A 22,888-nucleotide genomic window follows, 5' to 3' on the forward strand; every position below is an offset into this window, starting at 1 on the left:
CCCCTGCCACTCGGGCAGCGCCGGCAGGCGGGCCAGAGTGTCCGGCAGCCGCCCCTTGCCCTCGATGAGAGAGGGCTGGATCCGCAGCACTGGCAAGGCGGCATCGAACGGCGCCAGCGTCATCCCCATCTGGCGCACCGGCAGGGAGATCAGATCGAACGGCTTGCCGTTGCGGGCATCCACCATCACCTCGAACCGCTCCCCCGGCAGCAACGCCAGCTCGCTTAGCACCACCGGCTCCGCCAGCAGACCGCCATCGCTGCCGATCACATAGAGTGCTCGCCCATCGCTGGCCGCCAGCGTGAGGGAGCGGGCATTGCAGCCGTTGAGCAGCCGCAACCTCAGCCAGCCACGAGGAGCGGCATGGCTCGGATACTCGACGCCATTGGTCAGCATCAGATCACCAAACCAGCCGACCGCCGCACTCAACACGTCCAGCTGGTAATCCAGCTGATCCTGGCCGTCCAGCCGCTTGTCCTGCAACACCAGCGGTATGTCATCCAGCCCCCAGCGCTGCGGCAGCGGCAGTCGCAGGCTCTCCTCATCGTCGAGAATGAAGAGCCCCGCCAGCCCCATGGCCACCTGATGACCGGTCTGGCCGTGGGTATGGGGGTGATACCAGCAGGTGGCGGCGGGTTGCTCGATGCGAAATGCCGCTCGCCACTGCTTGCCGGGGGGAATACTGGCCTGGGGGCCGCCATCTGCGGTGCCCGGCACCTCCAGCCCGTGCCAGTGTACCGTGCTGGTCTCGGCCAGCCGGTTGCTGACGCAGATCCGTACCGCCTGCCCCTGCCGGGCTCGCAGCGTGGGGCCGAGCAGGTTGCCGTTATAGCCCCAGCTGTGGGTCGGCTGACGCCGCCAGTGCATCTGACCAGGCTGAGCGATCAGCTGGATCACCCCGCTTTCATCCGGTTCGAGCACGGCGGGAATGGGCAGGGCGAGCCGCTCGGCGGCGAAGGCCCGGCCCCACCAGGGCAAGGCGCTGGCGGCGCCGAGCGCGGTGGAGAGTTTGAGAAAATCGCGACGCTGCATGAGTCAATCCTCGTTGGCAGAAGCTGACCTTCAGCCTAAGCAGCCCCCCTATGGCAAGGTCAAGCCTTATCGGGCAGGATGACGGACAAACGCCAACTTGTCCGCTTGCCAGCTGGGCATCGTGCCCCTCAGGCCAGCGCCAGGCTGACCGCCGCCTCGGCGTGGATGGCCGTGGTGTCATAGAGCGGCACTGCGGCCTCGGCATCCCCCACCAGCAGGGCAATCTCGGTGCAACCGAGGATCACCGCCTGGGCACCCGCCTCGGCCAGCTCGGCGATGATGGCCAGGTACTCGACCCGCGACGATGCACGGATCTCCCCCAGACAGAGCTCGTCATAGATGATGCGGTGCACCCGCTCCCGCTGCGCCTCGCCGGGCACCAGCACCGTCAGCCCGAACTGATCCTGCAACCGCCCCTTGTAGAAATCCTGCTCCATGGTGAAGAGGGTGCCGAGCAGCCCGACCCTTTGTATCCCGCCCGCTTGCAGGCGACGGGCGGTGGCATCGGCGATATGGAGCAGCGGAATATCGATGGCAGCCTCAATCTCGGGCGCCACCTTGTGCATTGTGTTGGTGCCGATCAGCAGAAAATCGGCACCGCCGGCTTGCAGATCCCGCGCGGCCGCCGCCAGCAGGCGGGCGGTGGCGGGCCAGTCGCCGGCGTGTTGCAGACGCTCTATCTCGGCAAAATCGACGCTATTGATCAACACCCGCGCCGAGTGCAGGCCGCCGAGCCGAGCGCGCACGCCCCGGTTGAGCGCCTGATAGTAGCTGACGGTGGACTCCCAGCTCATGCCACCCAACAGACCGATGCATTTCATGTGATCTCCTTGTACAAACCGAGCAGAAGGCGGCGCGCGTCACGTCGCACCGCCCATGGAATAAAAAAGGCCCCGCAGGGCCAACAAGACAGCCGGTAAAGGCCCGGGCTCACAGTCTGGCCCGAACTAAATCCAGATCATCAGCACGCAGGCCGCCGTGGCGAGCCCCATGCCCAGATTGAAACGACGCCAGCCACGGGCGGTGCGGATGATGCGGCGCACCTGGGCACCGAACAGCACCCAGAAGGCACCGGTATAGAGGCCAGTCACGAAAAAGATGCCGAGCACCCAGACCGCGGAGGGCCAGTAGGCCTCTCCCGCCAGGGTGAAGCCGCTGATGGCGGAAAGCGCCATCATCCAGGCCTTGGGATTGAGCAGTTGCAGCATGGCGCCCTGATGGGCCGGGATGAGCGGCCGGTTGCTCTGCGCCGGGCCACTGGCGGTCGCCACCTTCCAGGCCAGCCAGAGCAGGTAGGCCGAGCCGATGAGCTTGAGGCCGTCGTGCAGCAGCGGCACCTTTTCAAACATGACGCCCAGCCCCAGCGCCGTGGCCAGGATCATCAGGTTGATCCCCCCGACGACCCCTACCAGCAGGGGAATGGTGCGGCGAAACCCCTGCGCCGCCCCGGCACTGGTGAGCAACATGTTGTTGGGGCCCGGCGTGGCGCAGGTGATGAGGGCAAAGCCCGCCAGGGGAAACACCCAGTTCAGATCCATCTCAACCTCTTGATGATACAAACGCCGGCTCGGCGGCAAGCCTTCTAATATGCAGAGCCAGCCCCGTGGCGACAAGTCAGAAATGGCTCTTTCTTGCCCGCCAGCACAGCGCGGCTCAATACCAGAGCATGACGACGCAGAGCGCAGTCAGCACACCGAGGGAGCCGTTGAGGCGGCGCCAGCCCCGATCCGTGCTGATCCAGTTGCTCAGCTGATGGCCGAACAAGACCCAGACAAAGCAGACAGGCAGGGCCACCAGCACAAACATGGTCATCACGGCGAGCTGGCTCGGCCAGTAGCTGGCCCCGGTCAGGCTGAACAGACTGATGGCGGAGATCCCCATCATCCAGGCCTTGGGATTGAGAAACTGAAAACCCAGCCCTTCCAGCAGGGTCAGCGGACGGGCGCGTCGGGCCGGATCACCCGGTGTGCCAGCCACGGCGATGCGCCACGCCAGCAGCAGCAGATAGAGGCTGCCGAAGATCTGCAACCCCAGCCGCAGCAGGGGCCAACGCTCGAACAGAGGATAGAGCCCCAGCGCCAGCACCAGTTGCAGCACAGGTTGGCCCACCGCCACACCGATCAGGTGTGGCAGGGTGCGACGCACCCCGAAGTTGGCACCGGAGGCGGTCAGCATGAGGTTGTTGGGGCCCGGCGTACCACAGGTGAGCACGGCAAAGCCAAACAGGGTGGCATACCATTCGATCGTCATCATGACTCCTGAACCGCACACATTGTATCGATACAATGTGTCATTCTTGATTGTTATTGAGTGTTTATTCACGCTATATTGCGAACAAATTTGGATCAATGGATTTATTGTCACCATGACAATCTGGACCCCGGACCTGACCTCCTTCGATGGCCCCCTCTATCTCAAACTGGTGAAAGCCATAGAGCAGGCCATTCAGAATGGCACCCTGTCACCACAGACCCGTTTGCCTACCCACAGGGCCCTGGCGGATCGGCTGGGCGTCACGGTCGGCACCGTCACCCGCGCCTATGGCGAGGCGGAGCGACGCGGCCTGCTGGCCGCCAAGGTGGGACACGGCACCTGGGTCAAGGGAGCGGGCATGGATCCGGCCAACGAGTGGGTGATCCGCAAGGAGGAGGGGCACCGCATCGAGTTGTGGCAGAACCTGCCTGTGCAGCTGGACAGGGCCGCCATCATACGTCCCATGCTGGGGGAGCTGGCCAACGGGGATCTCAATGCCCTGCTCGGCTACGACAAGGAGGCGGGCCAGCCCGGCCAGCGTCAGCTGTTCATCGACTGGCTGGCCGAGCAGGGGGTACACGGCAGCGAGGAGCGCCTGCTGTTCAGCCACGGCGCCCAGCACGGCATCATGCTCTCCCTGCTGGCCACCGGCTGCGTGGGGGAGACCATTTTATGCGAGGGGCTCAGCTATCCCGGCATGTTGGGCAATGCCCGCCAGTTGCAGAATCAGGTAGTGGGACTGGCGATGGACGAGGAGGGGTTGATCCCCGCGGCGCTGGAGGCCGCCTGTCGCACGCGGCGAGCCAAGCTGCTCTACCTCACCCCCACGTTGCAAAATCCCACCACCGCCATCATGAGCCAGGCGCGGCGCGAGGCCGTCGTCGCCATCGCCCGCCGCCACGATCTGCTGATCATCGAGGATGACGTCAACGGCCTGCTGCCCCAGATCCCGGTGGCGCCCCTGATCAACCTGGCGCCGGAGCGGGTCATCTATCTGGGCAGCCTGGCCAAGATCGCTTGCGGCGGCTTGCGGGTCGGCTTCGTGCTGGCGCCGCCCGCCCTGCGCAACGCCTTCGCCCAGGCGATGCGACTGTCGAGCTGGATGGTGAGCCCACTCTTGATCGAGCTGGCCTGCAAGCTGGTGAGCCAGCGCCAGATCATGCCATTGGTCGAGCAGCAGCGGCAGATCCTGGCACGTCGCGGCGAGCTGCTGCGCCACCTGCTGCCGGGAGCCCACTGGCAGGCGGGATCCATGCACGCCTGGCTGCCGCTGCCGGAGCCCTGGCGCAGCCAGGCGTTCGCCGAGGCCGCCAACGCCCTTGACGTCGGGGTGGCGAGCGGGGAACACTTCGCCGCTGGCCAATTCGCCGCGCCGCAAGGGGTAAGGCTGAGCCTGAGTCAACCGGCCACGGATGCCCGCGTCGCCGAGGGGCTGGAGCGGCTGGCACAGCTGCTGCGGGGCTCCCCGCCCCCCAATCCCCTGCTATAAGCCACTGTTTGGCCCTATACGCCCAGATCTGTGGGGCCCCGCCAGAACGACGGCCCCTTCTCCGCAAAAGGTCCAGGCCTGCAGTAGGCTCGACACCAGGCAGCCTGCCCCTATGGTCAGTTGAAAGGCATCGCCACATCTTGTAGCTTGCCTCCATCCCCTTCTCTTGACTCCCTTGGCCGGAAACCGCCCCATGAAACTGACTCCCCTGTGGCTGGCGCTGTGCAGCCTGCCTGTGCTGGCCTGTGGCCCGGATGGCTGCGAAACACCGCTCACCCTGCAACTGACCGCAGCCCAGTGCCATCTGAACGGACTGCCATTTCTCTCCCCCGATAACGACACCCGTACCAATCTGGCCTTGCTGCTGGCCGATGAGCAGGCTTTCTCCCTGCCCGGTGGGGCTCTGCCTTTGCCATTTCGGGTCGATGAGCTGATAAGCCCGGCCGTTGGTGATACCGCACCTGCCGGACCGGATCCCCTGCTGGCGCTGGCCGCGTCGCTCGGCATAGAGGCCGCCACCACTGAGGCGGCCATCACCCGGGCCGGCAGCTGGAGCGAGGGGCGCTGTATCAGCAACAATCCAGTCTCTGCCGAGGCCTTCTTGCAGGCACTGGTGCAAACGCCCGCCCTCACCGCCAGCGATCGCAGCCAGCTGGCAAGCCAGCGGCTGGCCATGCTGGGTCAGTGCGGCCAGGCACAGGACGCGGCAGAAAGCATGCCCCAGAGCGAAAGCAAGACGGCGACGCTGTCCGCCGCCGCCATGGGGTTTGCCGACTACCTGACCGCCAGCCAGCACTTCTATCAGGGGGAGTTTGCACAGGCGGATGCGCTGTTTGGCCTCCTCGCCGAACAGGACCAGCCCTGGCTCAAGGAGACGGCCGACTACATGAAGATCCGGGTCGCCCTCAACCAGTCCCAGCAAAGCGCCTTCGACGATTGGGGCAGCCTGGACCGCAGCCAGATCGATCAGGCTCAGCTGCAGCGCTGCGAGCAGCTCATCACCGACTACCGCACCCGCTACCCACAGGGGCGCTATCTGGATTCCGCCACCGGCTTGTTGCGTCGACTTGCCTGGTTCAAGGGGGATAACGAGCTGCTGGCCAGTCACTATCTGCAGGCGAGCCAACAGCAGAGCCCACCGGATCTGGTCAACGAGATCGATCTCAAATTGCTGATGCAACCCGGCTTCACCGGCTCGGCAACCATGCCCATGCTGACCCTGGTGCAGGATCTGCGCCGGCTGCGGATCCATGACAGCTGGGATGAGTGGCAGCCGCTGCTCGCCGCCGAGATCGGCAAGCAGGCCCCCCAGTTTGCTCGGCACGCCCCCTGGCTGGCCTATCTGGAGCAGTCCAGCCGCTACTATCTCGCCAAAAATTATGCCGCCGTGGTCGCTGACGCCCCTGCGCTGGCCAACGGCCCCCTGAATAATCTGGCCTTCAGCCAGCAGGTATTGAAAGGGATGGCACTGGCTGCCCAGCAGCAGTGGGCCAAAGCCGAACAGCAATGGCGCGCCCTGCTCGCCAACCAGCCGACCCCCTTGCAGGATCAGCTGTTGCAGCTTGCCCTGGCCATGACCCTGGAACGGGCAGGCCAGCTGGAGCAGGTGTTTGCCAAGGAAAGCCCCATCAAGAGCGATCACTACCGCATTCCGCTGCTGGAATATGTGGCGCCCGCGCCTCTGCTGCGCCGCATGGCCCGAGATGAACAGGCCTCAGACCTCCTGCGCCAGCGCGCCAACTACACCCTGAGCTACAAGCAACTGACCCATGGCGACTATCAGGGCTTCTTGCAGGATCTGGCTGGCAACCCTGCCACGGAGCCGTTCGACTGGCAGGGGAGCCAGGATTATCAGTGCCCGGCACTGACCGAGGTGGTCACCATCCTGGCCAGAACACCAGACGCCCCCAGGGCCCTCAACTGCCTGGGCGAATTCTTCCTGGCACAGGGGCTGGACTGGGATCCCCTGTTGTCACGCCCCGGTGCCGATACCCTGGCGGGCACGCCGGATCTGTTTGCTGGCAAGCGAAGCAGCCGCCTCGACTGGTATCAGAAGGTCATTGCCAATCCCAAGTCCGCCAAGGAAGACAAGGCCTACGCCCTCTATCGCGCCATCAACTGCTATGCCCCGAGCGGTAACAACGGCTGTGGCAGTCAGCAGGTGCCCGTCAACCAGCGCAAGGCCTGGTTCAACGCCCTCAAGCAGCAACACGGGAGCAGCCAGTGGGCAAAGCAGCTCAAGTATTACTGGTGATGCTGGCACTGCTCGGCACCGATGCCGGGGCGGCCGTCGAGGCGAACCAGTATCGGCAGTTCTGGCTGTGGGCCGGGGTCAGACCACAACCCGTGTTGCAACAGGCCGAGCGGCTCTATCTGCATCAGGGTGAGATAGGCCCTCTGGATCCGGCCCTGCCCCTGCGTTTTCAGGGGCAGGGCATAGCGCCGAGCAAGCTGCCGGTGGGCGAGCTGTGGCTCGTCTATCGCGTGGAGCGGCTCGACTGGGATGACACCCTGCTGCAGAACCTCGAAAACCAGCTGGAAGCCTGGCAGCGACAGGGCAATGAAGTGCGCGGCATCCAGATAGATTTCGATGCCCGCACCTACCGGCTGGCCGATTATGGCCAGTTCCTGCGCCAGCTAAGGCGCCAACTGCCTGTACGCTACGCCATCAGCATCACAGGCCTGCTGGACTGGACTCGAACCGGTGACATAGGGGAACTGAACGCGCTGGCCGGGGTGGTCGACGAGATGGTGGTACAAACTTATCGGGGCCGCAGGACAGAGCCCGATTACGCCCGCTATCTGCAGGCGCTGCACCGGCTAACCCTGCCGTTCAAGCTGGGACTGGCTCAGGGGGGAGAGTGGGATCCCGCCTGGGAAACGAAATTGGCACAGACGCCCGCCTATGGGGGCGCAGTGGTCTTTCTCATCAATCCTCCGCGATCTTGACCGGAGGAGAGATTGACCCAGGATCGTGGCTGGGCGATAAAAACTAGATCTTTTTGAATCCATCCGCGTACCATACTTCTTCGTACTGTGATCCCGCGAAGGAGTGCCAAAGATGCAGATCCTGTTGATCGAAGACGATGCCATGCTCAGCTCAGTCCTCTACAAGGGGCTGAATGAGCACGGTATTACGCCATCCCAACTGATCCACTGCAAGGAGCTCGCCACCCTGCCCACCCTGCTGCGTCAGCAGTCGTTCGATGCCATCATCTGCCGCCAATATCACCATCAGGCTCATGAAGGGATCCGCTTGCTGCAAGAGGCGCACTATCTGGGCTTGCTCGAACCGGGCTGCGTGCTGCTGTTGCTGGATGAGGATGATGATCTGCTCCAGTATCCCCCCTCGGATCTCTACTTCCCGTTGCACCTGCCCATGCCCTTCACCACAGAGCAGTTGACGCTCTGCCTGCGCGATTTCGTGCTGCTGACCCGGCTGACCCGTCCCCTACCGGCCCCGATGAAGCTGAGAGAGTGGCATATCGGCTGCACCCTGTGTGAAGACCTGCTCTATCAGCAACAGCAGCACAAAGGGCTGGGCCCGCTGCTGGACAGGGTCAAGGGTTACATGTTGCTGCAGCAGCAGAATCACTTCCACGCCACCCAGCACTATGCCATGTGCACCAAGGAATACGACGCCTGGTGGCCGCGCAAGGGACTGATCCACTCACTGCTGGGATTGAACAAGCTGGAGAGCGCGCACAAGGATCTGGCCCGCTATCAGGAGCGGCTGCCGCCCAGCATACAGTTGGAGCTGAAGCTGGCCTGCCTGCTGCACGAGTCAAAGTGGGAATCTGCCTGGGAGGTGCTCAACCAGCTGCTGCACGAGCAACCCAGGCAGCCCGAGTGGCGCCAGGCCGCTATCCTGCTGGCCCTGCTACTCAAAGACGAGGGGAAGGCGCTTGAGCAGGCCAACGCCATCAGTTTGCGCTTCTTTTCTGAACACAAACTCCGGATATCTATCGAGAATTTCATTCTGAACGCCAGCCTGGCCGTGATCTGGCACTACCCCACGGCCGCCCGGATCAGCGCACTGCAGCAGGAGTATCAGTACCTCTGTCATGCCGTGGCCCTACGCGCCCATGAGAATGCCTTGCTGCGGGCCCTGATGCTGAGTCTGGATTACCGCTTCGACGAAGCCCTGGTGTTGCTGGCCAGACACCCGCCGGAGACAGCACGGGACAACCATCTCAACCAGCTGCTCGGTTTTGCCGTCAGCCAATTCTCAGGCCTGCCCCACCACGCCCAGCGCTACCTGACACAGCTCAGCCAGTATGAGGCCAAGGTGGCCCCGGCCCCCCTGATCCAACAGCTGTTCAAGCAGGTGGTCACCGACCAGATGCTGCAACTGGAGCGCCGTGAACAGCGCCTGACCTATCTGCGCCAGGAGCGGCAAAGAGCGATAGTGGCCGACCAGCATCAGCTCGCGGTGCAGTATGCCCTGACCCTGCAGGAGGAGTTTCCGGCGCTGCCCGGCGATGCCTGGCAACTGCTGGAGTTGCTGCAACTGTGCTGGCCCGCCGGCATGCCAGCCCCCAAGGTGGCACTGCTGGTTGACCGGCTGGAGCGGCGTCTGACCCATAGCACCTCCTTCATGGAACACCATGCAGAGTTGTACCAGAAGACGCTGAAGCAAATCAGGTCACACCTGAACCCCCAATTGCCCGCCACTCCCCCCAACTAAGCCCGGCACAGGCTGGGCCTTGCTATCAGCCCCCCAGGCAGAGCACGATTTACAGCAGACCCCGTACCAGGATCCCGGCGATCAACAGCGGCGCCACCAGTCGCCAGCACCAGAGCAGACCGAAGCGCAATACGGGCGACAGGCCGGCGGGCAATATGCTGTCCCCCAGTCGCCAGCCCAGCAGCAGGGTCAGCACCAGGCCGAACAGCGGCATCATCAGGTTGGAGGTGAGGTAGTCGAGCAAGTCGAAGAGGGTCTTGCCAAACAGAGTCAGCTCGCTCCAGGGGCCGAACGACAGGCTGACTGGAATGCCGGAGGCCATGATGAGCAAAGTCAGCAGCCGGCTGGAGCCACGGCGGGACCAGCCCCACTCCTCGGTGGTGAAGCGCACCAGATGCTCCAGCATGGAGATGGAGGAAGAGAGCGCCGCCACCAGCAACAACAGGAAGAACACCACCCCCAGTCCCTGGCCAAACGGCAGATGGTTGAACACTGCGGGCATGGTCATGAAGGTGAGACCGGGACCTGCGGCAGGATCTATGCCGGTCGAGGCCAGCGCCGGGAAGATCATCAACCCCGCCAGCACAGAGATGAGGCTTGCCAGCGTCACCACCCAGACCCCGGAGCGCAGCACACCTTGGCTGTTGGGCAGGTAGGCGCCATAAGTGGTGTGCACGCCAAGACCGATGGAGAGAGAGAAGAAAGCCAGCCCCAGCGCATCCAGTACACTCTGGCCGGTCAGCATGGAAAAATCAGGCAGCAGCAGTTGGCGTACCCCGACCATGGAGCCGGGCATGGAGAGCCCCACCCCCACCAGCAGCAACATCATGATGAAGAGGGTCGGCATCATCCAGCGCAACGCCCGCTCTATCCCCTTCTGAATGCCACCCTGAACGAACCACCAGGTGAGCCCGGCGAACACCAGATGGGTCAGCACGGGCCACCAGGGATCGCTGACGTAGCCGTTGAACAGGGCGGTGAGGGCACTGCCCTCACTCAGGTTGAGCTTGCCCATCACAGCCAGCGCCGCGTAACCCACGGTCCAGCCGCCGACCACACTGTAGAAGCTGTAGATGAAGAAGCCGCACAATATCCCCATGTAGCCCATCCAGCGCCAGTTCGGCCCAACCAGCTTGTTGAAGGCGCCGAGCACCCCGCGCTGGCTGCGGCTGCCGAGCAGGGTCTCCCCCACCAGCACGGCCACCCCCAGGGTGAAGCTGAACAACAGGAACACCAGCAGGAAGGCGCCACCGCCATTGGTGGCCGTCACATAGGGAAACTTCCAGATGGCGCCAAGGCCGATCGCCGTGCCGGCCGCTGCCAACACATGACCAAGACGGGAAGACCACTGAACCTGGCTCATACAACCTCCGGGGAACGCAACATCAAATCGATACTCCATGGGTAAACATCAAACGGGCAACCACAAAAAAGGCCGCCTGTCGGCGACCCTTGCAATGAACATTCAGACAAACTGCACGTACAAGGTCACCTCTCCTGCGAGCGGAAAAATCGGCCTGACAGCGCGAAAACGGATGACATGAGTAGGATGGCCTGAACGCCAAAAAGGAGCCACAGCCTAAACTATGGAAAGAAAAATTGACACAATGAGAAGTAAAAATTTTCAACTTCCATTGAAAAACCTATATTCATCAATCAGGGACTCCCGATTGACCATGATAATACCCCTGTGACCAGCCCTTTGGTTTAATCTTGATGAGTCAGTGACGTCCCGTCACCGATCAGACAGATCGCCTGGTTCGGCCACTTGATTCAGCCTATGCAACAGGACAGTGCATGAAACGAACGCTGCTCATCGGAACACTCCTCAGCCTCAGCCTGACACTGTCGGCACAACCCTCGCTGACCCTGCTCAGCCATGAACTCGTGCCCTTTACTTACCACCATGATGGCCAGCTCGACGGGGTCGCCGTTCGCCTGATCCAGCAAATACAAGATGAACTGGGAGAAACATATCCCATCCGGATTTATCCCTTCAAACGGGCCCTGGCACTGACCAGGCTTGAGCCAGGATATGCGCTGTTTGTCACCCATTGGGCACCCGAGAGAGAGCCCCTCTTTAAATGGGTAGGGCCACTGTTTCTGAATAAAGTGATCATCTATCAACCCCCGTCACCCAGACACAAACTGAAGAGCCTCGACGGCTTGCGTCACTTGCCAAGGGTCGGGGTTGTGCTGGGTAATGCCGATGACGAACGACTCACCCGCGAGGGATATACCAATCTGGTGCGCTACCAAACCGTGGACGAAGCCTTGCAGCGCTTGGTACTGGGCAAAATTGATGCATTTCCAGTCGGCGAAATGGTGCTGGATGCCACCTTGGAACAGCGAGGGTTATCACATCGCATCGTGACAAACTCAGGTGTAGTGCTGCACGAATCATGGCTCTATCTCGCCTTTTCCAGGGATCAGGATGATGCAGTCATCGCCCGTTGGCAGTCCGCGCTCGACAGAGTCAGGTTGAAAAGTGGGAGGGGCTCGCTCCCCCCCCATCAAGATCGAACCTCATATCAAGCCGCGCAGCAGGATCCCGCCGATCAGTAACGGTGCCAGCCAGCGCCAGCAACCCATCACCAGGATACGCCAGTGTTGTGCCAATCCCCGGGGCAACGCCTGCTGACCCAGTTTCCAGCCCAGCAACAGGGTAAGCGCCAGCCCGAACATGGGCATCATCAGGTTGGAGGTGACAAAATCCAGCAGCTCGAAGATGTTCTTGCCAAACAGGGTCACATCCGCCCAGGGGCCGAACGACAGGCTGACGGGAATACCGTTCACCATCACCAGCGCGATGATCAGGCCGCAGGCCGCACGGCGTGACCAGCCAAAGCTCTCGCAGAGGAAGCACTGCAGATGCTCCAACAGCGAGATGGCAGAGGAGAGCGCAGCCACCACCAGCAGGGAGAAGAAGATCACCGCCAGCCCCTGGCCGAATGGCAACTTCTGGAACACCGCCGGCATGGTCATGAAGGTGAGGCCCGGGCCCGCGGCGGGATCTATGCCGGTCGCCGCCAATACGGGGAATATCATCAAGCCCGCCAGCACGGCGATGAGGCTCGCCAGCAGCACCACCCAGAGGCTGGAACGGCCAACCCCGTCGCTGGAAGGCAAGTAGGCACCATAGGTGGTGTGAATACCGAGCCCGATGGAGAGGGAGAAAAAGGCCAGCCCCATGGCATCGAGCACCCCGGACATGCCGAGTTTGCTGAAGTCCGGCATCAGGAAGTGGCGCACCCCGGCCATGGCATTGGGCAGGGTGAGGCCGAAGGCCACCAGCAGCAGTATCATGATGAACAGGGCCGGCATCATCCAGCGCAGGGTGCGCTCCACTCCCTGCTGCACGCCGCCCTGCACGAACCACCAGGTGAGGGCGGCAAACAGCAGGTGGGTCAGCACGGGCCAGAGCGGATCACCGACATAGTCGTTGAAGCGGGCAGTCAGTGCCGCGCCGTCTCCGTGCTGCAAATTACCCGCCAGCGCCATGCCGGTGTAACCCAGGGTCCAGCCACCCACCACGCTGTAGAAGCTGAAGATGAGCAGGCTGCTGAGCAGCCCCATGGCCCCGACCCAGCGCCAGCGCTTGCCCATCAGCGCACCGAAGGCCCCCACTACACCGCGCCGGCTCAGGCTGCCAAGCAGTGTCTCCCCCATCAATACCGCCACCCCCAGGGTGAAGCTGAACAGCAAGAAGACCAGCAGGAAGGCACCGCCACCGTTGGCGGCCGTCACGTAGGGAAACTTCCAGATAGCGCCGAGACCGACGGCGGAGCCTGCGGCGGCCAGGATATAACCGAGCCGGGATGACCATTGGGACTGCTTCATAAGAACTCCAATACAGGTGCCCACCACCTGGGCCCGAAATGGCACCCAGAGTACGGTCAGGGCCCCGCAATCACAACGCTGCTTATCGGGCTAAAACACGATTTATTGGCATTAATACCTAATTAAATTCGATTTAACGCGCTATCGTGCCAACAAATAAAAACCGGAGCGTGTTTGCTCCGGTTTTGACTGTCATGAGTGTGCGTTTTGGGCCTAGATTACCCCCAGCTCCCGCAGCCGCTCCATCAGGTAGCTGTGGGCGGTGTGTCGCTCGGAGAGCACCACGTCCGGCCTCGGGTGAAGGAACAGTGGCAGCGAGATGCGGGACTTGCTGGCGCTGCCGCCGGTGGGGTTGATGACGCGATGGGTCGTGGAGGGGTAGTAGCCACGAGAGGCCTCTTGCAACATGTCACCTATGTTGATGATCAGGGTGCCAAAATCGCACGGTACATCCATCCACTCACCATCAGATCCCTTCACCTGCAGGCCCGGCTCATTGGCGGCGGGCAGTATGGTCAGCAGGTTGATGTCTTCGTGGGCGGCGGCGCGGATGGCGCCCGGTGCCTCGGTGCCGTCGAACGGCGGGTAGTGCAGCACCCGCAGCAGGGTCTTCTGACTCTCTTCGATCATGGAGGAGAGCGGGCAGCTGTAGTGGGCGGCGATATCAACCGGTGTGTATTGCTCCACCCAGCCCAGCAGCTCGGCGGCCAGGTTGTTGGCAAGGTGATAGTACTCCATCGCCTGCTCCCTGAGTGCTGCCGGCATCTGGCCCCAGGGGTAGAGGTGGAAGTACTCCTTGATGTCCTTCTGGCTATGGCCCTTGGCCACCTCGGAGACCGAGGGTGGGAAGTAGCCATCCTGGGTCTCGCGATTGAACAGGAAATCCTGCTTCTGCTCGCTCATGAAGAAGCGATACCAGTTGTCATAGATGGACTGCACCAGCTCTTTGGGGATAGGGTGGTTGGTCAGCACGCCAAAGCCGGTGGTACGCAGGGATTCGGTGAAGCGCTGCGCCGCATCGGGCGAGCGGTAATCGACGGTCAGGACTTTCATTATTTTTGTTACAGGCCAGTTAAAAGGTGGCGCAGTTTACCTTGCCCATGACCACAAGGAAAGTGAGCCCCAGCCCGTCACCAATAGTGACAAAAACATCATAAAACGGCGTCAACCAAGACCCGTCCCCACCCCTTGTCCTGACCCTGCTTCCTCACTAGAATGCCCCCATCATCCATACCGGAGCCCGTTTATGTCCCCCAAAATCCTGTTGCTGACCTTGCCTTTCCTGCTCGCCGGTTGCAGCTCGCTGTCGGAAGAGGAGTGCCGTGCCATGAGCTGGTACAACCTGGGCTATCAGGATGGGGAACAGGGCAAGACCCGTCAGGCGACCCGTGACTATGTGTCGACCTGTGGCGAGTATGGCCTCAAGGTGGATGAAGCCGAGTGGAAGCGGGGTTATGCCAAGGGGCTGGAGCTCTACTGCATTCCCGAGCTCGCTTACAGCAAAGGCAAGTCCGGCGCCGAGTATCTGGGGGTCTGCCCCAACGATGCCAGCTTCCTCACCCAGTACGATCGCGGTCGCAAGGAGTACCAGCTGGAGAAGCAGCTCAGCGAGATCAAGAGCGACATGGAGCGGACAGAGCGGGATATCGAACAGCTGGATCGGCAGATCCGCAATGAGAACGACAGCAAGCAGCGCGACTACTACCGGGCCCAGCGCGAACGCGCCATCCGCCATTACGAGGGGCTGCGCCGCGACTATAACCGGATCCGTTTCCCGGATCGGGTGATCCAGTTTTCCTTCGGCAATTAATGCAAGCGGGCTCGGCCACGGTTCGCCGCGCCGGCCCGGCTTGACCTTTACGCCGGCAAGACCCAGCGCTGCAACGCCAGCGCTATGCCGTCCTCGTTGTGATCGGCTGTCACCAGGTCGGCATGGGCCTGGACATGGGGGGCGGCATTGCCCATGGCGACCGCCAGCCCCACCTGCTCGAACATGCTGATGTCGTTGTTGTTATCCCCAAACGCCACCACGTTTTCCATCCTTATCCCCTCGCTCGCCGCCCACTGGGCCAGCCGGTTGCCCTTGCTGCAACCGGGTTGCACCAGCTCCACCGCATAGGGGGCCGCCCAGTCGCGGGTAAAGGGCATCTGCTCGACCACCTCGCCCATAAAGGTGTGCAGGCGGGCAGGATCCTGATTGAACAGCTCCAGCTTCCAAATCGGGTACTTCAGCCAGCTCGTCAGATCGTCCGCAGGCAGCAGGGAGATCTTGAGATGATCCGGCTGATTGGCCGACCAGTGGCGTATTCGGGTCACGTGATCCTCGCAACCCAAGTAGCCGATCCCGTCGCTCAGGTGAAACAGGGCCCCCATCTGCTGCGCCTCAACCTCTCTCAGCAGTGCGGTGAGCGGCGCGACGGCCAGTGGATCGCCCGCCAGGATCCGATCCTGCGCCGGATCATAGAGATAAGCGCCATTGCTACAGATGATGGGGGTATCGAGGGCCAGCTCGTGGTGGAAGGGGCGTGCCGTCATAAAGTGGCGCCCCGTCACCAGCAGCACCTTGATGCCGTGGGCGCGAGCTTGCGCCAGTGCAGCCCGGGTTGCCGACGAGATCTGGTGATCCCGGGTCAGCAGGGTGCCATCCATATCCAGCGCGATGGCCTTGTACTCACTCATAGCTCCTCCAGCCTCAAACAAATCAGCAAAGAGCCTTACCGTCCCAGACCCGACGCCCCGATGCAAGCCTTGCCCGATAGCGGATCGCCGAACTGTGATCTGACTGGGGCACACGGCAAGTCCCTCGCGTCCACGGCTCCTCAACCCGGCTCGACACAGCTCGCCAGACGCTGGCGTCGATCAGCCCGTTTGCGCAGACCGTAGAAACCGAGGGCACAGAGCAGGCCAGAGATCGCTGCCAGATAGAAGGGCCACTCGGTACCCACCAGCAATGCCAGGCTGCCCACCACGACCGCCAGGATTGAGCCGACCACCGCCAACCCGCGATAGAGCCCCATCGCCTGCCCCTGCTGCTCGGGGTGGCTACGGTTGGAGACCGCCACCGAAGTGGCCAGCTCCCCCAGGCTCATGCCGATGCCGGCCGGGATGAAGGTGAGCGCCAGCCCCCACCAGTGGCTGGGCAGGATAAAGAGCAACATGCCCGCCGCCATCACCAGATGGCCGACGATCCCGAGGGAGCTGCCGCGCCAATGGCGAGCGAACCGGGCACCGAGCCAGGAGCCCGCCATCATAGGTAGGCTCACCAGCACCGAGGCCTGCGCCAACTGGGCCGGATCCCAGGCCAGCCGATCCACCAGCCAGACGTTGAAGTAGGTGAAATAGAGCTGCACCGACCCGTAGCTGAGCAGGGTCAGCATGAAGTAGGGCAGCAGCGCCGGTTGCAGCAAGAGCTGACGGGAAGAGAGCGATGGCGCCTGCTGGCTGGGGGCAACCGGGGCCTTATTGGGCAACAACCAGAGCACCAGCAGCAGGTTGAACAGGGTCATCGCCACCGCCAACCAGGCGGCCAGGCTGTAATCCCCCGAGATCACCGCCGCGTAGCCTCCTATCATCGGTCCTACTACCCAGCCCAGATTCATGCCGATGTTGATCCAGGCGAAGTTACGGGTCTTGGTCTGGCTACTGCTCATATCTGCCGCCATGGCCTGCACGATGGCGATGTTGCCATTGAAGAATCCCTCTACCACCCGACTCAGCAGCAAGAGTGGCAGGGATCGCCAGACGATCCCGAGCGCCATCAGGGCATACCCTGCCAGCACGCCGACCAGACAGACCGTCAGGATAGGTTTGCGGCCGTGGCGGTCCGAGAGTCGCCCCAGACTGGGGGATCCCACCAGTTGAAACAGCGGATAGAGCCCCATAATGACCCCCAGCCACACTTTGCGGCTCCAGTCCGATGCCTCAGCTGTCAGCATACCCTGCGCCGGATCCAGCATCAGTGGCGCCAGCACGGGCGAGGGCAGGCTGAAGCCCGCTATAGCCAGTATCACCGTCATCACCAATACCCAGAGGGTCGCCTGTCCCTTGATCCCTTCCATGTCAGCCTCATTAAATAAAGTTATTTGTTTATTTATACTGAGCAAGGCGCATCATTAAGTAAAGTGAATAGTTGATTTAAATGTAGCAGCTCGCCATAATGGCCCCATGAACCTTCGTACTGACCAGATCCTCTTGCGATACCCCGGATCCTTGGCGTACCTGTCGATAACGGGAAGCCCTCAATGAACGCCAGCACCGACAAGATCCTGTTCCTGCTCAAGAGTCACGGGCCCCAGAGCGCCGCCACGCTGGGCGAGCAATTACAGATGACCTCCATGGGCGCCCGCCAGCATCTGACCGCGCTGGCATCCGAGGGCTGGGTGGGATTTCGTGATGAGGCGCGCGGCCGTGGCCGTCCGGTGCGCTTGTGGCATCTGACCGAGCAGGCCTGGCAGCGCTTCCCCGATAGCCACAGCGATCTGACGCTGCAGCTTATCGATAATATCCAGCAGCTGTTTGGCGAAGTGGGCATGGAGCGGCTGATCCAGCAGCGGGAGCAGCAACAGCTGGGCCGTTATCAGGCACAGCTGACCCAGCCAGCGCTGGCTGACAGGCTGGCCGCCCTGAAAGAGCAGCGCACGCGAGAGGGCTATATGGCGGACATGCGCCAGGAGGAGGATGGCAGCTGGCTGCTATGGGAGAGCCACTGCCCGATCTGCGCGGCGGCGCGGGCGTGCCGCGGTTTCTGTCGTAGCGAGTTGGCGCTGTTTCGCCAACTGCTGGCGCCCGCCGGGGTGGAGCGGGAGCAATACCTGCTGGACGGGGATCACCGCTGTCTCTACCGCATCACGCCGCCGAGCCCTTAATCGCCAAATGCCAGAAACAACAAAGCAGGCGCCGGGATGCCTGCTTTGTTGCCTTCGGGGGAGGGGGTGCTCTCGTTCCAGCCCGTCGTTTCCCGATAAGGTCGGACGGCTGATGGGGTTGGTGACCCGGTAAGGTCCTTCACCACAGAGACCCGGTCAGGTATCTGCTTTGCCACCGGAAGATGTAACCATAATATCCCTCACTGCGCGGTGAGTGGTTGCGAAGTAGCATGTATTTTCAGTTGTTTTTGCAATAGTTCACCCTTAATCTAGGAAAAGTGAATTAGTAATTGCAACGAGGAACGGAGAATGCTGAAACTTGATCGCATAGACAGGCATATTCTGGAGTTGATGCAGGAAAATGGCCGCATCAGCAACCTGGAGCTGGCCGAGCTGGTCGGGCTCTCCCCCTCCCCCTGCTCCCGCCGGGTCAAGGCGCTGGAGGATGCAGGTCTCATCGATACCCACGTCACCCTGCTCAACGCCCGCCAGTTGGGGCTCACCCTCACCGCTTATATTCATATCTCCATGGACAGACACACGCCGGAGCGGTTCGAGAATTTCGACAAGGCCATCAAGGAGCTGCCCGAGGTGCTCGAGTGCGACCTCATTACCGGCAACGACGCCGACTACCAGCTCAAGGTGGTGGTGCGGGACATGGAACACTACCAGCACTTCCTGCTGGACAAGCTGACCCACATTCCGGGCGTGACCGGGGTGCGCTCCAGCTTCGTACTGCGCCGCATCAAGCACAAGACGGCGCTGCCGCTCAATCATCTGGGGTAGGGTCGCCAGCGGCCGCGATGGCAGAGCGGTACTCTCTCTACCATCACGACAAAACCGATAACAAAAAGAGGAGGCTCAGGGCCTCCTCTTTTTCATTTTTGCTTGCTGGATGGCACGTCTGTCAGACCGCAACCTGGCTGACATCCTGCACCTGCAGCAGCCAGCCTGCCTGCTCCTGCTGGGGCTCACCGCTCACCCGCAACCGCTCGCCAGTGGGTACCCGCTGCCCCTGGGGCAGAGAGACCAGCAGACTCTCGCTGCCGTTGTCGAACAGCCAGCGGTCTTCGCCCAGCGGCTCGATCAGATAACCTTCCATCTCCACTCTGGACTCAGCTTGCCAGGATGGCGCTACGGAATCTCGGCTCTCGATGAAATCCCCCTGAACACCAAAACTGGATAGCCCCCACAGAATGGAGAGCCCGACCAAAGATGTTTGCATCTTGTCTCTCCTCTTTTGGAACTGTGGGGCCAGTATGGGAAGAGAAAACTGAGCGCACCATGAATAAGATGGCAAAGTGCAGGCGAGATCGCGAAAAAAGCTGGTCAGCTGGCCAATTGTGTCATTTTATGGCGTCTGGATCACACGGATTGGCGGCATCATCTACTATCCGTTCACCTCTTGGCTGATTCGTCCAACTGGCCACTCCGCCATGCTCCGCGCAGATCCCCTCTTCGACCAGGGCCTGGACCTGGGTACCGTCCTTGCAGATCGCCTGCCAGGCATCATCGTCTATCTCCATCAAGAGCGTATCGGGGCCGGAACTACAAGCTGTCAGCAACAGGGTAAACAGGGGCAACAGAATTTTCATGGGGTGGATCCTCAGACTGTATGGGTTGGCCGCACTCAGCGCCCCAGTTGCGCAGAGATACGATCGCAGAGCTGCTTGAGCTGAGCCAGCTCAGCATCGGCTAAATCCACCTGATTGCGCAAGTTGTCCGCCAGACAGCACTCTTTAACCTCCTGCTGCAACTGGCGCCCAGCCTCGGTCAGACCGATGCATTTTTGCCGCTCATCCTCGCAGGAGATGGTGCGGGTCAGCCAGCCCTTGCTCTCCAGCCGCTTGACGATGGGGGTCAGGGTCCCCGCATCCAGCCCAGTCTCCTGGCCAATCTCCTTGAGACTGACCTCATCTCGTGCCCACAGCGACAGCATCACCAGGTACTGGGTATAGGTGAGATCCAGCCGGTCCAGCAGCGGCCGGTAGGCGCGCATCACGGCATTGGAGGCACTGTAGAGGGCAAAACAGACCTGTTTTTTCAATTCACTCATGGGGGCACCTCGCTGACAAGTGGGGCCAGTATACCCCAGTAAAATTGGGGACCGAATAATTTGCACGCAAAACAGTTGCCAGTCTCCACATTCAGGATTGGCCTGAATTTATCCGCCAACGCCTCACCATGCGGGGGCTCATCGTATTCGAACACTGGCAGCGCTACGGCGAGTTTCTGGCCGAGGTGTCCCCGGCCGTCGACACCGGATCACGCCAGGCTGAAGCGACTCTCTATCAGGGGCTGGCCAGCATGCCGCAGGCCTTCCTCGGTCTGTTCGAGGGATGTCACACCGGCAAAATGCGGGTCCAGCGGGACTGAGTCACCGGACTGATCCATCACGCCGCAGGCGACTTGCATGACGGGCCCAGCCGCCCTAAGGTGGGCACGTTTTTATGGTGCAATACGCCGTTTCAGCAAGGAGCTTTTCTTATGTCTACTCCCTATCCCCGCGTCGGTGTCGGCGTTATCTTGACCAACAGCCAGGGCCAGGTGTTGCTTGGCAAGCGCAAGGGCAGCCATGCCCCCTACTGGTCCATCGCCGGCGGCCATCTGGAGCTGGGTGAGAGCTTCGAATCGGCGGCGATCCGGGAAGTGGCCGAGGAGACGGGGTTCAGGATCAGCAATCCCAGCGTCATCGCCGTCACCAACAACCTGGAGACCTGGCGCGAGAGCGGGCTGCACTACATCTCGGTCACCCTGCTGGCCCGGGTGGAAGGGGAGCCGCAACTGCTGGAGCCGGAAAAATGCGAGGGCTGGGTCTGGTGCGATCCCCGCGACCTGCCAGAGCCCCACTTCGATGCCAGCCGCCAATCAATCGCCTGCTGGCTGGCCGACCGTTGCTACCTGCCTCAACCAGGCCAGCCGACAGAGTGACCATTGCCTGCTGACTGGCAGTACGCTGCTCTTTGCCAGCCACCCCCGATTTGTCATAAAAAAGTCACCGCTTTGTCATATCATCCCAACCGGGTCTATGAGGACAACGAGGAGGTGAACAGGTGGGGCAGGTATTCATTCAATTTCTGTGGTTGGGCTGTGTCAGCTTCGGCGGGCCCGCCGCCCATATCGGTTATTTCCAGCGCACCTTCGTCGAACGGCTGGGCTGGCTGAGTCAGGCCGAATTCGCCCAGCTGCTGGCGTTGTGTCAGTTGCTGCCGGGCCCAGCCTCCAGCCAGCTCGGCTTCGCCATCGGCCGCCACAAGGCAGGCCTGGGCGGGGCACTGGCCGCCTTTCTCGGCTTTACCCTTCCCTCCTTCCTGCTGTTGATGGCCGCCGCCATCGGGGTGGGACAACTAACGGCCAACCTCTGGCTGGATGCCGCCCTGCACGGCCTCAAGTTGCTGGCGTTGGTGGTGGTCGCAGATGCTGTGCTCACCATGAGCCGTCAGTTCTGCAAGACGGCGCTGGCCCAGGGGATCATGGTGGCAACAGCCGCTGCGCTCTGGTGGCAACCCGGGCTCTTGACACAGCTCGGCCTCTTGCTCGGCGCCGCCCTGCTCTGTGCCCGCGTCGGGGAGTCGCAAGCCCAAGGCCCACAGCCCTCGCCCACTCAACCAATATCGATGCGCCAGCCCCACTGGCCCACCCTGCTGCTGTTTGCCCTGCTGTTTGTCGGCCTGCCGCTGCTGGCCACTGGCCCCGCCAGCCAGCTGGTCGCCGACTTCTACCGGGCGGGTAGCCTGGTGTTTGGCGGCGGCCACGTGGTGCTGCCTTTGCTGCAAGAGAGCGTGGGCCACACCCTCAACGAGCAGCAGTTTCTGACTGGCTACAGTCTGGCCCAGCTGGTGCCCGGCCCCATGTTCACCCTGGCCACCTATCTCGGCGCTCAGCTGCTACCAACCACGCCGCTGGCAGGAGCCCTGCTGGCGACCCTGGCGCTGTTCCTGCCCGGCTTTTTGCTGTTGTGGGCCCTGGGGCCTTGCTGGCAGGGCTGGCTGGCCCGCCCCCGGTTGGCAGGGGCCGTGATCGGCATCAACGCCGCCGTGGTGGGCTTGCTGTTGGCGGCGCTCTATCAACCGGTGTGGCAGAGCGCGGTACAGGTGCCGACCGATCTGGCGCTGGCCGCCGTCGGCTTCTATCTGTTGCGAATATTGAAGCTGCCCATTCTGGCCATTGCCGCACTGCTGGTGGGGGCCGCCATGCTGCTGGCCTGAACCAGATGGTGGACGATGCACCATAAAAAAACGGCGCCTCCGTGATGGGGCGCCGTTTTTCATGTTCAAACTGGTCGCTCAGGCCTCGGGATCGAAATCCAGACTCAGACTGTTGACGCAGTAACGCTGCCCGGTCTCGGTCGGCCCGTCGGGAAAGACGTGCCCCAGGTGGGATCCGCACTGGCTACAAGTGATCTCCACCCGCTTCATGCCGTGGCTTCTGTCCTCTGTGTAGGTCACTGTGCCCTCGATGGCCCGATCGAACGAAGGCCAGCCACAGCCGGAGTCAAACTTTGCTCCTGAGTGAAACAGCACGCTCTTGCAGCAGACGCAGAGATAGTCACCACTCTTGCGGTTGTGGAGCAGGGCGCCGCTGTAGGGCTGCTCGGTGCCCTTCTCCCAGCAGACACGAAACTGCTCCGCACTCAGCTTGTTGCGCCACTGCTCAGAATTGTTGTTGCTCATACCGACTCCTTGCCATTTATCACGGCGCCCAGCATAGCCAGTCAGGCCG

At 62.1% G+C, this 22,888-nt stretch carries 23 protein-coding genes and 1 pseudogene; 11 read left to right on the forward strand and 13 right to left on the reverse strand.

The window, feature by feature from the left end; genetic code table 11:
• From cueO to BN1129_RS18465, 4 genes are all read right to left on the reverse strand, one after another.
• A partial coding sequence (cueO, locus tag BN1129_RS18450; protein WP_084204695.1) for a multicopper oxidase CueO occupies window positions 1-1,032 on the reverse strand: 1,032 nt, incomplete at its 3' end.
• 128 nt (window positions 1,033-1,160) lie between these two features.
• Window positions 1,161-1,853 (reverse strand): aspartate/glutamate racemase family protein, encoded by a 693-nt coding sequence (locus BN1129_RS18455; RefSeq protein WP_042038531.1) that lies wholly within the window; start codon window positions 1,851-1,853, stop codon window positions 1,161-1,163.
• 126 nt (window positions 1,854-1,979) lie between these two features.
• Window positions 1,980-2,570: a LysE family translocator gene (locus tag BN1129_RS18460; RefSeq protein WP_042038532.1), complete on the reverse strand. Its 591-nt coding sequence runs from the start codon at window positions 2,568-2,570 to the stop codon at window positions 1,980-1,982.
• Window positions 2,571-2,685: 115 nt separating this feature from the next.
• Entirely contained in the window at window positions 2,686-3,282 is a 597-nt protein-coding gene (locus tag BN1129_RS18465; protein ID WP_042038533.1) for a LysE family translocator, read from the reverse strand.
• A gap of 115 nt (window positions 3,283-3,397) precedes the next feature.
• On the opposite strand from BN1129_RS18465, the gene BN1129_RS18470 reads away from it, so the two are divergent.
• The 4 genes from BN1129_RS18470 (at window position 3,398) to BN1129_RS18485 (ending at window position 9,461) form a co-directional block, all read left to right on the forward strand.
• Complete coding sequence (locus tag BN1129_RS18470; RefSeq protein ID WP_042038534.1) at window positions 3,398-4,774, forward strand: aminotransferase-like domain-containing protein; 1,377 nt, start codon at window positions 3,398-3,400, stop codon at window positions 4,772-4,774.
• Window positions 4,775-4,967: 193 nt separating this feature from the next.
• Complete coding sequence (locus BN1129_RS18475; RefSeq protein ID WP_042038535.1) at window positions 4,968-7,028, forward strand: PA5441 family protein; 2,061 nt, start codon at window positions 4,968-4,970, stop codon at window positions 7,026-7,028.
• Window positions 6,998-7,723, forward strand: a complete 726-nt coding sequence (locus BN1129_RS18480; RefSeq protein WP_042038536.1) for a DUF3142 domain-containing protein — start codon at window positions 6,998-7,000, stop codon at window positions 7,721-7,723. The genes BN1129_RS18475 and BN1129_RS18480 overlap by 31 nt, the downstream gene beginning before the upstream one ends.
• A gap of 112 nt (window positions 7,724-7,835) precedes the next feature.
• On the forward strand, window positions 7,836-9,461 hold the full coding sequence (locus tag BN1129_RS18485) for a response regulator (protein ID WP_042038537.1): 1,626 nt from the start codon (window positions 7,836-7,838) through the stop codon (window positions 9,459-9,461).
• A gap of 49 nt (window positions 9,462-9,510) precedes the next feature.
• On the opposite strand, the gene BN1129_RS18490 is transcribed toward BN1129_RS18485, so the two are convergent.
• On the reverse strand, window positions 9,511-10,824 hold the full coding sequence (locus tag BN1129_RS18490; protein ID WP_042038538.1) for a sodium-dependent transporter: 1,314 nt from the start codon (window positions 10,822-10,824) through the stop codon (window positions 9,511-9,513).
• A 434-nt stretch (window positions 10,825-11,258) separates the two neighbouring features.
• Here BN1129_RS18490 and BN1129_RS18495 point away from each other — a divergent pair, with 434 nt between their 5' ends.
• Window positions 11,259-12,026 (forward strand): substrate-binding periplasmic protein, encoded by a 768-nt coding sequence (locus BN1129_RS18495; RefSeq protein ID WP_042038539.1) that lies wholly within the window; start codon window positions 11,259-11,261, stop codon window positions 12,024-12,026.
• Here the strand turns inward: BN1129_RS18495 and BN1129_RS18500 are convergent.
• Together BN1129_RS18500 and BN1129_RS18505 are read right to left on the reverse strand one after the other, a co-directional pair.
• Window positions 11,988-13,301, reverse strand: coding sequence for a sodium-dependent transporter (locus BN1129_RS18500; RefSeq protein ID WP_042038540.1), 1,314 nt, complete (start codon window positions 13,299-13,301; stop codon window positions 11,988-11,990). The two genes, BN1129_RS18495 and BN1129_RS18500, sit on opposite strands and share 39 nt — an antisense overlap.
• Before the next feature lie 213 nt (window positions 13,302-13,514).
• Window positions 13,515-14,354, reverse strand: a complete 840-nt coding sequence (locus BN1129_RS18505; RefSeq protein ID WP_042038541.1) for an isopenicillin N synthase family dioxygenase — start codon at window positions 14,352-14,354, stop codon at window positions 13,515-13,517.
• 193 nt (window positions 14,355-14,547) lie between these two features.
• Between BN1129_RS18505 and BN1129_RS18510 the strand changes: the two genes are divergently transcribed.
• Window positions 14,548-15,111: a DUF2799 domain-containing protein gene (locus BN1129_RS18510; protein ID WP_042038543.1), complete on the forward strand. Its 564-nt coding sequence runs from the start codon at window positions 14,548-14,550 to the stop codon at window positions 15,109-15,111.
• 47 nt (window positions 15,112-15,158) lie between these two features.
• Here BN1129_RS18510 and BN1129_RS18515 read toward each other — a convergent pair whose 3' ends face one another.
• Entirely contained in the window at window positions 15,159-15,980 is an 822-nt protein-coding gene (locus tag BN1129_RS18515; RefSeq protein WP_042038544.1) for a Cof-type HAD-IIB family hydrolase, read from the reverse strand.
• Window positions 15,981-16,120: 140 nt separating this feature from the next.
• Window positions 16,121-17,359 (reverse strand): MFS transporter, encoded by a 1,239-nt coding sequence (locus BN1129_RS18520; protein ID WP_042038546.1) that lies wholly within the window; start codon window positions 17,357-17,359, stop codon window positions 16,121-16,123.
• A gap of 183 nt (window positions 17,360-17,542) precedes the next feature.
• Here BN1129_RS18520 and BN1129_RS18525 point away from each other — a divergent pair, with 183 nt between their 5' ends.
• A complete protein-coding gene (locus tag BN1129_RS18525; RefSeq protein ID WP_042038547.1) occupies window positions 17,543-18,166 on the forward strand; it encodes a helix-turn-helix transcriptional regulator in 624 nt (207 codons plus the stop codon).
• Window positions 18,167-18,475: 309 nt separating this feature from the next.
• Window positions 18,476-18,952 carry an Lrp/AsnC family transcriptional regulator gene (locus BN1129_RS18530; protein ID WP_005318665.1) on the forward strand — a complete coding sequence of 159 codons (477 nt, stop codon included), beginning with the start codon at window positions 18,476-18,478 and terminating at the stop codon, window positions 18,950-18,952.
• A gap of 121 nt (window positions 18,953-19,073) precedes the next feature.
• Here BN1129_RS18530 and BN1129_RS18535 read toward each other — a convergent pair whose 3' ends face one another.
• The 3 genes from BN1129_RS18535 to BN1129_RS18545 form a co-directional block, all read right to left on the reverse strand.
• Window positions 19,074-19,391, reverse strand: coding sequence for a hypothetical protein (locus BN1129_RS18535; protein WP_042038548.1), 318 nt, complete (start codon window positions 19,389-19,391; stop codon window positions 19,074-19,076).
• 121 nt (window positions 19,392-19,512) lie between these two features.
• Window positions 19,513-19,761 (reverse strand): hypothetical protein, encoded by a 249-nt coding sequence (locus BN1129_RS18540; RefSeq protein WP_042038549.1) that lies wholly within the window; start codon window positions 19,759-19,761, stop codon window positions 19,513-19,515.
• A gap of 35 nt (window positions 19,762-19,796) precedes the next feature.
• Window positions 19,797-20,222 carry a MarR family winged helix-turn-helix transcriptional regulator gene (locus BN1129_RS18545; protein WP_042038551.1) on the reverse strand — a complete coding sequence of 142 codons (426 nt, stop codon included), beginning with the start codon at window positions 20,220-20,222 and terminating at the stop codon, window positions 19,797-19,799.
• A 104-nt stretch (window positions 20,223-20,326) separates the two neighbouring features.
• Between BN1129_RS18545 and BN1129_RS18550 the strand changes: the two are divergent.
• The 3 genes and pseudogenes from BN1129_RS18550 to chrA form a co-directional block, all read left to right on the forward strand.
• Window positions 20,327-20,542, forward strand: a pseudogene (locus tag BN1129_RS18550) (NADP-dependent oxidoreductase); the annotation flags it as partial.
• Window positions 20,543-20,653: 111 nt separating this feature from the next.
• Window positions 20,654-21,097, forward strand: coding sequence for a nucleotide triphosphate diphosphatase NUDT15 (locus BN1129_RS18555; protein WP_042038553.1), 444 nt, complete (start codon window positions 20,654-20,656; stop codon window positions 21,095-21,097).
• Window positions 21,098-21,219: 122 nt separating this feature from the next.
• Entirely contained in the window at window positions 21,220-22,374 is a 1,155-nt protein-coding gene (gene chrA / locus BN1129_RS18560) for a chromate efflux transporter (protein ID WP_042038554.1), read from the forward strand.
• Window positions 22,375-22,452: 78 nt separating this feature from the next.
• Here chrA and msrB read toward each other — a convergent pair whose 3' ends face one another.
• Window positions 22,453-22,839, reverse strand: a complete 387-nt coding sequence (gene msrB / locus BN1129_RS18565) for a peptide-methionine (R)-S-oxide reductase MsrB (RefSeq protein ID WP_042038556.1) — start codon at window positions 22,837-22,839, stop codon at window positions 22,453-22,455.
• Between the last annotated feature and the right edge of the window lie 49 nt (window positions 22,840-22,888).

Source organism: Aeromonas popoffii (assembly GCF_000820025.1).
Classification (GTDB): Bacteria; Pseudomonadota; Gammaproteobacteria; order Enterobacterales; family Aeromonadaceae; genus Aeromonas; species Aeromonas popoffii.